This window comes from Streptomyces sp. NPDC006602, from assembly GCF_042870385.1.
Lineage (GTDB): Bacteria > Actinomycetota > Actinomycetes > Streptomycetales > Streptomycetaceae > Streptomyces.
Genome location: NZ_JBIAHG010000006.1, coordinates 208,707 through 222,960, shown reverse-complemented (window position 1 = coordinate 222,960; position 14,254 = coordinate 208,707). Strand labels below are relative to the sequence as shown.

At 72.7% G+C, this 14,254-nt stretch carries 12 protein-coding genes and 1 tRNA gene; 9 read left to right on the top strand and 4 right to left on the bottom strand.

Annotated features, from left to right (window positions below; translation table 11 throughout):
• Positions 1–156 precede the first annotated feature (156 nt).
• The 7 genes from ACFYO2_RS18935 (at position 157) to ACFYO2_RS18905 (ending at position 6,413) form a co-directional block, all read left to right on the top strand.
• A complete protein-coding gene (locus ACFYO2_RS18935) occupies positions 157–1,110 on the top strand; it encodes a phosphatase PAP2 family protein (protein ID WP_388349987.1) in 954 nt (317 codons plus the stop codon).
• Positions 1,061–2,188, top strand: coding sequence for a hypothetical protein (locus ACFYO2_RS18930; RefSeq protein ID WP_388350398.1), 1,128 nt, complete (start codon positions 1,061–1,063; stop codon positions 2,186–2,188). Before ACFYO2_RS18935 ends, ACFYO2_RS18930 begins: the two co-directional genes overlap by 50 nt.
• Entirely contained in the window at positions 2,179–3,768 is a 1,590-nt protein-coding gene (locus tag ACFYO2_RS18925; protein ID WP_388349985.1) for a hypothetical protein, read from the top strand. Before ACFYO2_RS18930 ends, ACFYO2_RS18925 begins: the two co-directional genes overlap by 10 nt.
• Positions 3,765–5,096 (top strand): AAA domain-containing protein, encoded by a 1,332-nt coding sequence (locus tag ACFYO2_RS18920; RefSeq protein WP_388349983.1) that lies wholly within the window; start codon positions 3,765–3,767, stop codon positions 5,094–5,096. Before ACFYO2_RS18925 ends, ACFYO2_RS18920 begins: the two co-directional genes overlap by 4 nt.
• A 135-nt stretch (positions 5,097–5,231) precedes the next feature.
• Positions 5,232–5,597 (top strand): hypothetical protein, encoded by a 366-nt coding sequence (locus ACFYO2_RS18915; protein WP_388349981.1) that lies wholly within the window; start codon positions 5,232–5,234, stop codon positions 5,595–5,597.
• A 155-nt stretch (positions 5,598–5,752) separates the two neighbouring features.
• On the top strand, positions 5,753–6,349 hold the full coding sequence (locus tag ACFYO2_RS18910; protein ID WP_388349980.1) for a bifunctional DNA primase/polymerase: 597 nt from the start codon (positions 5,753–5,755) through the stop codon (positions 6,347–6,349).
• A tRNA-Lys gene (locus ACFYO2_RS18905) sits at positions 6,340–6,413 on the top strand. Before ACFYO2_RS18910 ends, ACFYO2_RS18905 begins: the two co-directional genes overlap by 10 nt.
• A gap of 95 nt (positions 6,414–6,508) precedes the next feature.
• On the opposite strand, the gene ACFYO2_RS18900 is transcribed toward ACFYO2_RS18905, so the two are convergent.
• Positions 6,509–7,771, bottom strand: coding sequence for a M6 family metalloprotease domain-containing protein (locus ACFYO2_RS18900; protein ID WP_388350395.1), 1,263 nt, complete (start codon positions 7,769–7,771; stop codon positions 6,509–6,511).
• A 311-nt stretch (positions 7,772–8,082) separates the two neighbouring features.
• Here ACFYO2_RS18900 and ACFYO2_RS18895 point away from each other — a divergent pair, with 311 nt between their 5' ends.
• On the top strand, positions 8,083–9,942 hold the full coding sequence (locus ACFYO2_RS18895) for a putative bifunctional diguanylate cyclase/phosphodiesterase (RefSeq protein WP_388349978.1): 1,860 nt from the start codon (positions 8,083–8,085) through the stop codon (positions 9,940–9,942).
• Here ACFYO2_RS18895 and ACFYO2_RS18890 read toward each other — a convergent pair.
• The 3 genes from ACFYO2_RS18890 to ACFYO2_RS18880 all read right to left on the bottom strand — a co-directional run bounded on the left by ACFYO2_RS18890 (position 9,928) and on the right by ACFYO2_RS18880 (position 13,037).
• The gene (locus tag ACFYO2_RS18890; RefSeq protein ID WP_388349976.1) at positions 9,928–11,022 is read right to left on the bottom strand and encodes an LLM class flavin-dependent oxidoreductase; all 1,095 of its coding nucleotides are present in this window, start codon (positions 11,020–11,022) and stop codon (positions 9,928–9,930) included. The genes ACFYO2_RS18895 and ACFYO2_RS18890 overlap by 15 nt on opposite strands.
• Before the next feature lie 379 nt (positions 11,023–11,401).
• On the bottom strand, positions 11,402–12,133 hold the full coding sequence (locus tag ACFYO2_RS18885; RefSeq protein ID WP_388349974.1) for an aspartate/glutamate racemase family protein: 732 nt from the start codon (positions 12,131–12,133) through the stop codon (positions 11,402–11,404).
• Positions 12,134–12,143: 10 nt separating this feature from the next.
• Complete coding sequence (locus tag ACFYO2_RS18880; protein WP_388350392.1) at positions 12,144–13,037, bottom strand: aspartate/glutamate racemase family protein; 894 nt, start codon at positions 13,035–13,037, stop codon at positions 12,144–12,146.
• A gap of 243 nt (positions 13,038–13,280) precedes the next feature.
• On the opposite strand from ACFYO2_RS18880, the gene ACFYO2_RS18875 reads away from it, so the two are divergent.
• Entirely contained in the window at positions 13,281–14,246 is a 966-nt protein-coding gene (locus ACFYO2_RS18875; protein WP_388349972.1) for a D-2-hydroxyacid dehydrogenase, read from the top strand.
• The last annotated feature ends 8 nt before the right edge of the window (positions 14,247–14,254 follow it).

Below are 14,254 nucleotides of genomic sequence, written 5' to 3'. Positions count from 1 at the left end.
CATCATCGCGCACGCTGTACGGGGGCAACCCGGCGGGCGATCTCTGCGTCTTTGAGGGCCGGGGGCGTGCCACGAGGGCGCGCGCATGCGCCGTAAAGTGGCACGACCGGACCGAGACGCCGGACACCGGGCGAGACGAAGGGGGAGGGCGATCGGATGCCGCAGACCGAGACACCGGGCATCGAGGTTGCCCAGCGAACCCGGCTGCTCTGGTGGACGGAGCTGCCACTGATCGTGCTGGTGTACGCCTGTTACTCGGCCGGCCGGCTCCTCGCCCGGGGCGACGTCACGAGTGCCGTCGACCACGGTCTGGCGCTCCTGCGCGTCGAGAAGTTCCTGCACATCAACGCGGAGCATCCGCTCAACCGCCTCTTCACGACCGAGGCGTGGATCGGCGTCCCGGCCGACTTCTGGTACGCGTCGCTGCACTACCTGGTCACTCCGGTGATCCTGGTCTGGCTGTTCAGGTCCCGTGCCGTGCAGTACCGCATGGCCCGCACCTGGCTGATGACGTCCACCTTCATAGGTCTGATCGGCTTCACCCTGCTCCCGACCTGCCCGCCCCGACTGCTCTCCTCCGGCCACGGCTTCGTCGACACGATGGCCCAGTACAGCTCGTACGGCTGGTGGGGCGGCGAGGCGAGTGCCCCGCGGGGTCTCGGCGGTATGACGAACCAGTACGCGGCCATGCCGAGCCTGCACGTGGGCTGGGCGCTGTGGTGCGGGGTGATGCTGTGGAAGTACGGCAGGACGCGTACGGCGAAGGCCGCCGGTGTCGGCTATCCGCTGGTGACCACGATCGTGGTGATGGGCACCGCGAACCACTACTTCCTCGACGCGGTCGCGGGGGCGGTCGTGATGGGGGCCGGGCTGCTGCTCGCGCCGCACGTCATGCGGTACGGGGGTCGGGCCATGGAGCCGATGCGGGCGCGTTTCCTGGGCGTCGGGGCGGACTCTCCCGGCACACCTGCCTCAATTGTCAGTGCCGGATGCCAGACTTCCGCGGGTGAGCACATTCGACGGCAGCGCGAGTCACAGTTCGCAGGCGGAGCCGAGCCGAGTGCCGCTCCCACGGACGCGGGAGACGGGGCTGCGGCAGCGGCTCGCTGAGCTGCGCGGTCCCGAGGTACCGGCCAAGGCTCTGGACGCGCGCGCCCTTGCGGCACTCGCCGCCAACCCCGGCTGCAAGCGGCGGGCGATCCTCGACGGCGCCGGGGTGAACAAGGCGGCGCTGGCGGACGCGCTGGGCTCGCCGTCGGCCTTCGGCCAGTCGCAGTTCGCCCTCACGCGGGGCAACGCGTTCGAGGCGCGGGTGAAGGCGGACGGTGGCGCGGAGCTGCTGCGGCTGGTGCACGAGAAGCTGGACCGCAAGGCCGAGCCGCCGTCGGACGCCCAGGTGCCCGAGCTGACGGCGATCGGCCCCGAGGGCCGCACCGCGCGTACGGCCCTGGCCCTGCGCGACGCCACCGCGGCCGGCGGCTGGGCGCTCCTCGACCACCCGATGCTGGCGCTCGACGTCGCCGGTTCGCCCGCCTTCCTGGAGCCGGACGCGGTGGTCGTGCACCCGGACGGCAGCTGGACGGTCGTGGAGATCAAGTCCTTCCCGATGCTGGACGGTTCGGCCGACCCGGCGAAGGTGGGCGCCGCAGCCCGGCAGGCCGCGGTGTACGTGCTGGCGCTGGAGGAGGTGGCTGCCCGCCTCGATCCACCTCCACGCGTGCGCCACCACGTCCTCCTCGTCTGCCCGAAGGACTTCTCCAACCTCGCCACCGCGTCCGCCGTCGACGTCCGAAAGCAGCGCGCGGTGACCGCCCGCCAACTGGCCCGCCTCACTCGCGTCCAGGACATCGCCGACGCCCTCCCCGAGGGCACCTGCTTCTCGCCCGAACTGCCCGCCGACGAGCTGACGGCGGCCGTGGAGGCGGTCCCGGCGACCTACGCGCCCGAGTGCCTGTCCGCGTGCGAGCTGGCCTTCCACTGCCGGGACCGCTCCCGCACGGATGGCGCGGTGACCTCCCTCGGCCGCTCGGTGCGCGCCGAACTCGGCGGCCTGACCACGGTCGAGGAGGTCCTGGCGGCGGCCTGCGGGGAGACCGGCGATCCGGACGATCCGGCGGTGGCGGCGCTCAGGCGGGCGGCCGAGCTGAGGGCAGAGGCCCTCGGCCAGGGGGTGGCCGCATGTCGCTGATCTCCACCCTCGCCCGTCTCGAAGCCGTCAGCGCCGGCCGCGCGCAGCCCGCCGCCACGGTGCGGCACCGGCGGCTGTCCGAGCACCCCCTCGTCTTCGTGCCGCTCACCACCGCCGGTGAGGCCGGTGCCCCGCTCGGCGCGCTGGTGGGGACCGACCGGGACGCCCCGCACCTGCTGGTCGTACCGCAGCCGCGCGACCGTGACCTCCGGTTCGCGTTCCTGGCGGAGCTGGCCGACGTCGTCCTGCCGTACCTCGACGCGTATGCCGGGTCCGTCGAGGCGGCCGAGCGCACCGAGACCGACCCCGAGACCGGCAAGCGGGTCAAGGTCGAGGTCGAGCTGTGCACGGACGCACCGCAGCTGATCGTGCCGAGCCGCGCCGGCGTCGAGTTCGTACGGCTGCTCGGGCGCTCCATGCGCTTCAGGCGTACGGCGGAACAGGACCCGGAGACGCCGTACCCTGCGCCGCCCCGGCTGCCGTTGCTCGGCCGCTGGCTGACCCACTTCGGGGAGCGCGCCCGCGTGCCCGGCTCCTCGCTGCTGCTGGCCATGACCGACGTGCTGGCCCGGCACTGGGCGACCGGCCAGTCGACCCTGGAGGACCAGCATCTCGGCGCGCTGCTCGCCTGGATCGACCCGCCGGAGGGGACCATCGGCGCCGAGGCCGCGCTCAGGGCCGAGCTGGCGCGGGACCCCCAGGGCCAGCTGCTGTGCCCGCCCGCCGGCCCGGCCACCGACCCGGCGTTCGACAACAAGCTCCTCGCCCCCGCCTTCGAGCACTACGACCGCGCCCGCCTCGCCCTCGCCGCCGCAGAGGACGGTCTGCAGGCCGACGACCGGCTCGGCATCCTCACCGCCGCCGAGCAGGAGATCCGCGCCCTGGTGGCGAGCCGGACCCGCCCCACCTGGGACGCGGTGTGGCGTGGCCTGGAGCTGCTGCGGGAGCTGCCCGAGGGCGCGCACGTCGAGGAGCGGTGGACGCGCGACCGCTGGTCGTTCACCGGCCACCGCGACCGTGTGCTGGCCGGCGAGCCCCCGCAGCCGCGCCGCGACGACGCGGTCACCGCCGCGAACAAGCTCGCCGCGCGCGAGCGCGAACAGGCCCGCCTGGAGGCGCAGGAGGCCCTCGACGACCCGCTGGTGATGGCGGGCCGGCGGCTGGCCGGTGAGGCGTTCGCGGGCGAGGTCACGGACGTCGTCATGGCGTACAGCGAGGGCAGGCGGCCGAGCCCGCGCCCGCTGGTGACCGTACGGACGGACGACCGGCCGCATCTCGGGGAGCGCGTGAAGGTGTACCGCTCGCTGGGCGGGAAGCCGCAGGCGGCCGAGTTCGTGGGCCGGGAGGCAGAGGATCTGCTCGTCCTGCGGATCGTCGACAAGATGGGCCGCGGCAAGGAGCCCGAGGCCGGTTCCGTGCCCGAGAAGGGCGACCCGGTCTGCTTCACCCTCTTCGAGCATGAGCAGCGCGGCGGCGCGAAGCTGCCCGACCCGGAGAACACCCCGTGGACGCACGGCGGGCCGCCGGGCGAGCCGACGACACCGGCTCCCGACCCCCTGACCGCGGAGGACCTCCTGTGACCGCCTTCGATCCCGGCGCCGAAGCATCCCGCGCCACCGGGGCGATCCTCCACGACACCCTGCACGGATCGGCGCGCGGTGTCGTCGTCGACTCCCCGCCCGGCGCCGGCAAGTCGACGCTCGTCGTGCGTGCAGCGCTGGAGCTCGCCGACGCGGGGCGCCCGTTGATGGTGGTCGCGCAGACCAACGCCCAGGTCGACGACCTCGTGCTGAGGCTCGCCGAGAAGAACCCCGACCTGCCGGTCGGTCGGCTGCACAGCAGTGACGCCGACCCGTACGACAAGGCGCTCGACGACCTGCCGAACGTCCGGAAGTCGGCGAAGGCGGGCGACCTCACCGGGCTCGCGGTGGTGATCTCCACGGCCGCCAAGTGGGGGCACGTCAAGGTCGACGAACCGTGGCGGCACGCCATCGTCGACGAGGCCTACCAGATGCGCTCGGACGCGCTGCTCGCCGTGGCCGGGCTGTTCGAGCGGGCGCTGTTCGTGGGCGACCCTGGCCAGCTGGACCCGTTCGCGATCGTCGGCAGCGAGCAGTGGGCGGGCCTGTCGTACGACCCCTCGGGCTCCGCCGTGACGACCCTGCTCGCCCACAACCCCGAGCTGCCGCAGCACCGCCTGCCGGTGTCCTGGCGGCTCCCGGCCTCGGCCGCGCCCCTGGTCTCCGACGCCTTCTACCCGTACACGCCGTTCCGCAGCGGCACCGGCCACGACGACCGCCGTCTCAGTCTCGCGGTCCCGTCGGACGGTTCCGGTCCCGACCGGGTGATCGACGAGGCGGCCGAGTCCGGCTGGGGCCTGCTGGAGCTGCCCGCGCGGCACACCCCGCGGACGGATCCCGAGGCGGTGCGGGCCGTCGCGACGGTCGTACGACGGCTGCTCGACCGGGGCGGCGCGGCCACGTCGGAGCGCTCCCCCGACCCCACACCCCTCACCGCCGACCGGATCGCCGTCGGCACGGCCCACCGGGACCAGGCGGCGGCGGTCCGCGCGGCCCTGGCCGAGCTGGGCGTCATGGACGTGACCGTCGACACCGCGAACCGCCTCCAGGGCCGCGAATACGACGTCACGGTCGTCCTCCACCCCCTCTCCGGCCGCCCCGACGCCACCGCCTTCCACCTGGAGACGGGCCGCCTGTGCGTCCTCGCCTCCCGCCACCGGCACGCGTGCATCGTGGTCTGCCGCGCGGGGGTCACCGACCTGCTCGACGACTATCCGTCGACGGAACCGGTCCAGCTGGGAACGCTGGTGAAGTTCCCGGACGGCTGGGAGGCGAACCACGCGGTGCTGGCGCACCTGGCGGAGCACAAGGTGGCCTGGCGACCGTGACCGGCTCCGGGAACATCGGGTGGCCTCAACACCTTGTGACTCCCGGAGGCACCCGGCCCTCTTGCGCGGGCGCGGGACAATGGACGGTGGCCCACTCAACGACGGGTCATCCGTGACGTACGAGGAGGAGAAGACATGGCGGAGCCCCAGCCGCGTCGGAACGAACCGCGGCTACGCCCCGCGCCCCTGCTCTTCGAGCCCGCGCAGGTCGCCGACGACCCGGAGCGTTTCTTCGATCTCGAGTCGATGGACGACCCCCGCGCCCTGCTGGCCCGTGCCACGGAGCTGACGCACGCGTTCCGCGCGGCGACCGACCGTGCCGTGGAGTTCCAGGCGATCGCGGCGGCCCAGCTGGCCGACCCGCGCCGCTTCGACCGGCTGACGCCGGCGGACATCGCCGCGCGGGCCGAGTGGACCGAGGACTACGCGAAGAAGATGGTCGAGTTCGGCCGCGACCTGCTGCGGGGCGCCGAGGGACCGGGGCACGCCGACCCGGTGTGAGCCGGGTACGCCACATGGGCACCGTGCGCCGCACGGCCCCCGCATGGCACGCATGGCATATGCCAGGCGGGCAAGATACTCCCCTCCACCCCGCCGCGTCCCGGTTTCCGGCAACCCTCCGAGACGGACTGCTCACGCCCGGTAGATCTGGCGGCATGAGCAGCACACGCGAAGAGACCGTCGCCGACCGCTTCGACGTCTCGGGGGTCACCCCGGACGGAGCCGCCTGGCTCGCCTCGGCGGGAGCATATCCGCGCAGCACCCTGGCGCTCTGGGACGAGCGGCCCGACGCCCCGGTCGTCCTGCCCTGCGGCACGGCCTTCGACGTCGTCGGCGCGCCCGCGATGTTCGGGCGCCTGATGCTCGACCGGCTGTGGGGCGAGGGCCCGGGCTCGGGGCCGGTCGCGGCGTTCCGGGGCCGGATGCTGCTGTTCGCCGCGCCCGGCACGGCACAGCGGCTGCCCGCACTGCTGCACTGGGAGGAGTCCGGGCGTACGGCGGCCATTCCGCCGCTGCTGTGCCACGGCACCGGCGACGCGGTGACCGTCCCCGCGCCGATGGGCGCCGCGGGCTCCGCCACCTCGTCCGGCTGCCGCTGGCTGGTCGCCCCGGACACCCGTGACCCCTGGCTGCCGGGCCCCGAGATCCTGCTCTGGGCGGCGGTACGGGCGGCCCGTGCGGCCGTGCGGATATCGATTTTTCCCCCGGCCGATCAGGGTGCTAAGGTCTACGACGTCAGCAGGCGCCGCTAGCTCAGTTGGTTAGAGCAGCTGACTCTTAATCAGCGGGTCCGGGGTTCGAGTCCCTGGCGGCGCACGACACGAAAAGGCCCCTCGCGCGAGCGAGGGGCCTTTCGCGTATCCCCGAAGAGAGCCGCACAAGCACCTCTCCGGCCCGCCTCCCCGGTCCGCCTATCCAGTCGTGATCTTCACCGCCCATGCCCCCGAAACCGTCCGCCCCTCCACGTCCAGCCGTACGTCCTCGTCCGGCACCGTGAAGCTCTCGCCGACGCCGACCGGGGCGTCCGCGAGGGGCGGGTACACGGACGTCTCCCAGCAGGCCTCGCTGTGCGGATGGGCGTCGATCACCTCGACCGGTCCGCCACCGGACGCGGCGCCGCTGCGCACCCGGTAGACGAGGATGCCCGGCCGGCAGACCCCCGCGTCGTTGCCGACCGGCCCTCGCGCCTCGAAGGCGAGCACACTGTCGGCCCCCGTGCGCACGACCGCGACCTTGGTCCCGCGGCCCAGCCCGAAGGCCGGCACCCCGGTGGCACCCACGGCCGGGACGCCCGGGCCCGCACCGAGCGGCTCCAGTGTGAGCCGGGTCGGCCCGGTTCCCCGTACGCACGACACCTGCCGGGGCTCCAGCCAGCCGAGCTTCCACTTGTGCCAGGCGAACAGGTCCGGAGCCAGCGCGAACTGGCTGCCCATCAGGTCCCAGTCGCCGACGAAGGTGTCCCAGTCGCCCTTGCCGTCCACCGGGCGGTGGTAGAGGTCCGGCAGGTCGAAGACGTGCCCGGTCTCGTGGGCCAGCACCAACCGGTCCGGCGGATGCTGCTCGAACACCGTGACGACCCGCCGGACGTCCACGCCGTCGGCCCGCAGCGGGGTGTCGAGGTTCACGACCTTCGTCGCGTCGGAGTCCACGCCGGGCGCGTCCGGGTCGGCGACGAAGTACACGATGTCGTAGCGCGAGAAGTCGACCTGCCCGTCGGCGGCGGCGAGCGCGTCGTGCAGGTAGGCGGCGCGGTGGTCGGTGTTCCAGTCGCGCTGTATGGCGTACGACGTCGAGGGCCGCGGCATCCGGATCCAGTGCCGCAGCGGGTGCGGGCGCAGGGTGAACCTGCCGTAGGAGGCACGCTCGAAGAAGCGGCTGGTGGCCGGGAAGTGGTCGGCGGTCAGCTCGGCGGGGGTGGTCAGCGGGACCGAATCGGGGAATGACAGGAAGATCATCACCGCGTTCAGCGAGCGGGCCGGGCGCGGATAGGCGGCGTTCCAGGTGTCCAGGCCCTCCGAGTGGTGGGCCTCGGTGCGCCGGAGGGCGCACGGGCTCGCCGCGAACGGTTCGGCGACCGAGGGTCCGGTCACGAGGGAGGTGGCGGCGAGCGCCGACAACGTGGTGAACACGGCCGCGGTACTGCGCAGTCGGGGGCGCGGGAACTGACGCGGCACAGGGACCTCCGGGTGCGGTTCACTGGACACCGCACCCAGATTGCTCGTGATTGTCGTACTACGCCTTGTTTGTCTGCACCAGATGAGTGAGAGGGCCGAAGAAGCGTCAGGACCGACGCCCCGAATCGCTCACGGAACGTCACAACTGGTCAGGCGCCTGAAAGACCCGTCCAGACGCGTGCAGAAACGATCTGCCAGAAGGGCCTGTTGTTCAGGGACACTGGACTCTGGCTGGAAGGGCCCGGGGCCAGCCTCTATGATCGGCACACTTTCCTGGCGGACAGCGATCGAGTGCACTGCGGGAGCAAGCGGTGAGCGGAACGTCCGAAGGGCCGACGGCCGCGGCAGACCTCGACGGGTCGGTCGTAACAGAGAGCGATGTCCGCACGTCCCCCGGTACCGGGTCACCGTCGTCTCCCGGTACCGGGTCGCCGTGTCCCGGTGGCGAGGCTCCGTCCTACCGTTCGGTGTTCGCCGCCGCGCCGCTCGCCATGGCGGTCGTCGACAGCGAGGGCATGGTCGTCGACGTCAACGACGCCTTCCGTGCCCTGCTCGCCGCCGACGCCGACGCCGGGTCGCTGACCGGACGGATCGCCGCCGACCTGGTGGACCTGGCCTCCGACGCCCGCACCTGGCACGCGTACCGCGAGGTGCTGCGCGGCCGCCAGGCGAAACTGCGCTGCACGCGCCGCCTCAAGCACCCCGACGGGCGCTCCCTGTGGGTGCAGGTCACCGTCGCACCACTGGCGGGGAACGAGCCCGGGGTCCTGCTGTCGGTCGCCGACATCAGCGCCCGCCGTGAACTTCAGGCGCGGCTGCGGCACTTGCAGATGCATGACCCGGTGACCCGGCTGCCCAACCGCACGCTGTTCTTCGAACGCCTTTCGGCCGCGCTGGAGGCGGAGGCGTACGAGCAGAGCGGCACCGGCCGGATCGGGCTGTGCTACCTGGACCTGGACGGCTTCAAGGCCGTCAACGACACCCTCGGCCACCGGGTAGGAGACCGGCTGCTGGCCGCCGTCGCCGACCGCCTCACACGCTGTGCGGACGAGGCGGGCTACGGCCGGGCGACCGCCCCGCTGGTCGCGCGGCTCGGCGGCGACGAGTTCGCCCTGCTCGTCGAGGACTCCACCGGCACCGAGCAACTCGCCGATCTCGCCGAGGCCGTACTGGAGGCGGTCCAGGCCCCCTTCGACCTCTCGGGGCAGCGGATGTCGGTGTCCGCCTCCATCGGCGTGGTGGAACGGCGGGCGGCGGGGACCAGCGCGACCGGTCTGATGCAGGCCGCCGACACGACGCTGTACTGGGCCAAGGCCGACGGCAAGGCCCGCTGGACCCTCTTCGACCCGGAGCGCAACGCCCACCGCATGACCCGCCAGGCCCTCGCCTCCGCGCTCCGCCCGGCCATCGAGCGCGGCGAGTTCGTGCTGGAGTACCAGCCGCTGGTGAGCATGGAGAACGGGCGGCTGCGGGGCGTCGAAGCCCTGGTGCGCTGGAGCCACCCGCACTTCGGAATGCTGACGCCGAATCGGTTCATCGGATTGGCCGAGGAGGACGGCTCGATCGTGCAGCTCGGCCGCTGGGTCCTGGCCACAGCCTGCCGCCAGGCGCGGCAGTGGCAGCTGGACCATCCCGACGAGCCGCCGATCTTCGTCAGCGTGAACGTGGCGGTGCGTCAGGTCTGGGACTCCGACCTGGTGGCGGACGTCGCGGAGATCCTGGCGGAGACGGGGCTGGAGCCGCACCTGCTCCAACTGGAGCTGACCGAGTCGGCGGTGATGGGCTCGGCAGGACGTCCGCTGCAAGCCCTCCAGTCGCTCAGCGACATGGGCGTGGGCATCGCGATCGACGACTTCGGCACCGGCTACTCGAACCTGGCGTACCTGAGCCGGCTGCCGGTGTCGGTGCTGAAGCTGGACGGGTCGTTCGTACGGGGCTTCCAGTACGAGGGTGAGGGCGTCCCGCCGAACCCGGCAGACGAGGTCGTCGTCGAGGCGATGATCCAGCTCGCCCACCGGCTCGGCCTGACCGTCACCGCGGAATGCGTGGAGACCTCGGCGCAGGCCGCCCGGCTGCGGCGGATCGGGTGCGACACCGGCCAGGGGTGGCTGTACTCGCGGCCGGTGGCGCCGGATCGTATCTCCGGATTGCTGGGTCTAGTCGTGCGGTAGCCCGTACGCGTCCGCGATCAGTTCGTACGAGCGCAGGCGGAGATCGCCACTGTGCGCGTGGGACGTGATCATCAGCTCGTCGGCGCCCGTGCGCTTGTGGAGGTCGTCGAGTCCGGAGCGGACCTCGTCGGCGGTGCCGTGGACGACGTTGGCGTTCCAGGAGTCGATGAACTCCTGCTCCATCGGGCTGAACCGATACGCCTCGGCCTCTTCCGGGGTGGGGACGAGGCCGGGGCGGCCCGTGCGCAGGCGGACCATGTTGAGGGCGGCGGCACGGACCTGGCGACGGGCCTCCTTCTCGTCCTCCGTGGCGAGCGCGGAGACGCCGATGAGGGCGTACGGCTCGTCGAGGGCGGCGGACGGGCGGAACGACTCCCGGTACAGGTCCAGGGCCGGGACGGTGTTCTGCGCCGAGAAGTGGTGCGCGAAGGCGAAGGGCAGGCCGAGGGAGCCGGCCAGGCGGGCGCTGAAGCCGGAGGAACCGAGCAGCCAGATCGGCGGGCGGTGCGGGTCCTGGACGCCGCCGGGGGAAGTCGCCTGGATCGGGCCGGGTACGGCGTGGATACGGCGGTAGGGGTGGCCGTCCGGGAAGTCGTCTTCCAGGAAGCGGATCAGCTCGGCGAGCTGCTGGGGGAAGTCGTCGGCGCCTTCGTTCAGGTGGTCGGTGCGGCGCAGGGCGGCGGCGGTGGCGCCGTCCGTGCCGGGGGCTCGGCCGAGGCCGAGGTCCACGCGGCGGGGGGCCATGGCTTCCAGCGTGCCGAACTGCTCCGCGATCACCAGCGGGGCGTGGTTCGGGAGCATCACGCCGCCCGAGCCGAGGCGGATGCGGGTGGTGTGGGCGGCGAGGTGGGCGAGGATCACGGCGGGGGAGCTGGATGCCACGCCCGGCATGGAGTGGTGCTCGGCCACCCAGTAGCGGTGGTAGCCGCGGGACTCCGCGAGGCGGGCGATCTCGACGCTGGTGCGGAGGGCGTCGGTGGCGGTGCGGCCTGCGCCGACGGTGACCAGGTCCAGTACGGAGAGGGGGGTGGGGGCGGTGCCGTGCGTCGATCCCCGGGTCTCGTCTGCCGTTGCCGTCACGGTGGGTGCCTCCTGGTGTGGGCCGTGCGCTGTCCTGCCGGGGATTAACAGGAGGCAGTCTCCGCTTATTCCCTGTGCACCGGCGTCGGTGCGGGCGCACGGCTGGGGGCTCCGCCCCAGACCCCCGGCCTTCGCCCACCCACCACCCGACTCGGTCGGACAAAAGGCGACCGCCGCCTCCGACCCGGCCGGCCGAGAACGCACCCTCGCCTCGACACGGCACCTCTCGACCCGCCGAGACGGGTGGTGGGTGGCAAAGGCCGGGTTCTGGGGCGGAGCCCCAGCGGGTGACCCCTCGACCCGCCGAGACGGGTGGTGGGTGGGAGAAGGCCGGGGGTCCAGGGGGCGGAGCGCGGAGCCCCCTGGGACGGTGCGCGGGTCAGGCCTGGATGATCGGCTCGCGTGTGAACAACGCGCCCAGCTCCGGTGCGTTCACCCGCCGGTCCGCCAGCCGCAGCGCCTCCCACACGGTGACCTGGTTGGCCGTGAGCACCGGCTTGCCGAGTTCCTTCTCCAGGGACGGGATGTAGGCCGCCGTATGCAGGGCCGTGTCAGGGAGCAGTACCGCCTCCGCCGACTCGTCGTCCGCCTCGCGGGCCAGCGCGAACACCTCCGCCTCCCCCCACGTCCCGACCTCCGCGGCCGTGATGATCCCGGACGGGCGGACTCCGACCACCTCGATACCCGCCGCCCGCAGGAACTCCGCGAACAGCCCGGCCACGTCGTCCGGGTACGTCGCGCCCACCGCGACCCGCGTCGCCCCGATCTCCCGCGCCGCGTGCACGAAGGCGAAGGACGTGGAGGAGGCCGGCATGCCCGCCGTACGGGCAAGGGCGCGGACCTGGTCGTGGGCGCCCTCCCAGCCGTACACGAAGCTGCCGCTGGTGCACGCCCAGACCACCGACTCGGCGCCGGACATGCGCAGTTCCTCGACCCCGGCCGCGAGCCGCCCGGCCGAGCCCATCTCGAGCAGGGCGTCGACCCGGTGGGCGTCCTCGCCGATGTCGGTGTGCACCAAGTCCAGCCGGATGTCGCTGCCCAGTAGTTGTTCGATGCGTGGGTAGTCGTCCTCGGCGGAGTGGCCCGGATAGAGGAACCCCAGTGCTGTCATGTCACCCTTCCTACGGCTGTTCTTCGTCCGGCAGGCCCGACAGTCCCGGGAGCCCCGGGAGCCCCGGGAGCCCCGGGAGCCCCGGGAGCCCCTGCAGTCCCGTCACGTCCGGCAGCGCCTGCGCTTCCGGCAGTGTCGGCACGTCGGGCAGTACGGGACCGGACCGCCGCGCCGCCGGATCGATCAGCGCCTGGTACGGTCCCACCGCTCGGGTACCCAGTCGGCGCAGCGCAGCCCACATGGTCACCTGGTTGGCCGAGATCACGGGGATGCGCAGTTCCGCCTCGAGTTGGGGGATCACGTCGTATGTCGGCAGGTTGGTGCAGCTGATGAACAGCGCCTCGGCGCCGCCGTCCACCGCCCGGCGCGCCATCTCGGCCACGTCCCGGTACGGCACCTTCCAGATGTGCCTGGTCAGCCCCATGTACGCGCATCCGGTGACGGCGACGCCCGCCTCCGCCACGTACTCCTCCAGGGCCCGCGTGACGGACACCGTGTACGGCGTCACCAGCGCCACCCGCCATACGTCCAGCTCGGCCAGCGCCTCCAGCAGCGCCCCGGACGTCGTCACCGAGGGCAGCGCGCCCGCGTGGGTCATCGCGCCGCACATCGCGCGTTCCCCGGCGATCCCGCCGACGAAGCTGCCGGAGGTGCAGGCGTAGGCGACGACCTCGGGGGCGATGGCGGTGAGGGTGCGTACCGCGTCGTGCAGGGTCTCGTGGTCGCTGACCAGGCGGGCGAGGTCGAGACTGACCTCGACGGGCACGTACGGCGTGCGGGTCAGATGGAGCGAGACGTCGTCGGGCACCCAGCGCCACAGTTCGCGGTCGAGGGCGAAGTCGAAGGGGGCGACGACACCGACGCCGCGCTGGGGGCGGGGACCACCGAGAAAAGTGACGTCCATGGCAGACACCGGCCTCACTGTGGGAAGCGGGAGGGAAACGGACCGTGCACATGCCCGTGTTGACGAAGGTAGGTTCGGGTGCGAGCGTGGTCAATCCGCCCTCGTGACGCCCAGGTCACGCCTTGGTCACCCGCTCATGTCCGCCCATGTCGGACGGCCGTCACCGTCCGGGAGACGGCTCATGATCCGGCCGCGAAACCGGCCAGGAAACCGGCTCAAGAATCGGCTCAGAAACGGCTCGAAATGACCGCCTCCTCATCCGGTCCCCCGCCCACTCTCCTCGTCCTCGACGCCGATCCGCTCCCCCGCCTCGGCAGGCTGACCGGCCGGGCCCGGATCGAGCACGCGGACGCGTCGACGCTGGCCGAGCGCCTGCCGTCCGCCGATGTGCTGCTGGTCTGGGACTTCACCTCGCACGCGGTGCGCTCGGCCTGGCCGGGCGAGGGACCGCGGCCACGCTGGGTGCACACGGCGAGTGCGGGCGTGGACCATCTGATGTGTCCCGAACTGGCCGAGTCCGACACGGTGGTGACGAACGCCCGGGGTGTCTTCGACCAGCCGATCGCGGAGTACGTCGCCGCGCTGGTGCTGGCGATGGCCAAGGACCTGCCCCGGACCTGGGAGCTTCAGCGTGAGCGCACCTGGCGGCACCGGGAGTCGCAGCGGGTCGCGGGCACACGCGCGTGCGTCGTCGGGTCCGGGCCCATCGGGCGGGCGATCGTCGCCACGCTCAAGGCGCTCGGCATCACCACGGCGCTCGTCGGGCGCACCCCGCGTACCGGTGTCCACGGCCCCGAGGAGCTGGACCGGCTGATGGCCCGCGCCGACTGGGTGATCGCGGCGGCGCCGCTGACGGAGCAGACGTACGGCATGTTCGACGCCCGCCGGTTCGGCGTGATGCAGCCCTCCGCGCGGTTCGTCAACGTCGGCCGGGGCCAGCTGGTCGTCGAGGACGCGCTCGCCGAGGCGCTGGCCAAGCGGTGGATCGCGGGCGCCGCCTTGGACGTCTTCGAGCACGAGCCCCTCACCCCCGACAGCCCGTTGTGGCAGGTCCCGAACCTGATCGTGTCCCCGCACATGAGCGGCGACACGGTCGGCTGGCGGGACGAACTCGGCGCCCAGTTCATGGAGTTGTACGAGCGCTGGGAGGCGGGCAGACCACTGACGAACGTGGTCGACAAGAAGCGGGGCTACGTCCCCGGACGCTGAACTCCCCA

Bases quoted from the DNA above. Each gene is read 5' to 3' on its own strand.
- ACFYO2_RS18935 (WP_388349987.1), top strand. From the start codon at position 157: ATGCCGCAGACCGAGACACCGGGCATCGAGGTTGCCCAGCGAACCCGG.
- ACFYO2_RS18925 (WP_388349985.1), top strand. From the start codon at position 2,179: ATGTCGCTGATCTCCACCCTCGCCCGTCTCGAAGCCGTCAGCGCCGGC.
- ACFYO2_RS18915 (WP_388349981.1), top strand. From the start codon at position 5,232: ATGGCGGAGCCCCAGCCGCGTCGGAACGAACCGCGGCTACGCCCCGCG.
- ACFYO2_RS18910 (WP_388349980.1), top strand. From the start codon at position 5,753: ATGAGCAGCACACGCGAAGAGACCGTCGCCGACCGCTTCGACGTCTCG.
- ACFYO2_RS18885 (WP_388349974.1), bottom strand. From the start codon at position 12,133: ATGACAGCACTGGGGTTCCTCTATCCGGGCCACTCCGCCGAGGACGAC.
- ACFYO2_RS18880 (WP_388350392.1), bottom strand. From the start codon at position 13,037: ATGGACGTCACTTTTCTCGGTGGTCCCCGCCCCCAGCGCGGCGTCGGT.
- ACFYO2_RS18875 (WP_388349972.1), top strand. From the start codon at position 13,281: ATGACCGCCTCCTCATCCGGTCCCCCGCCCACTCTCCTCGTCCTCGAC.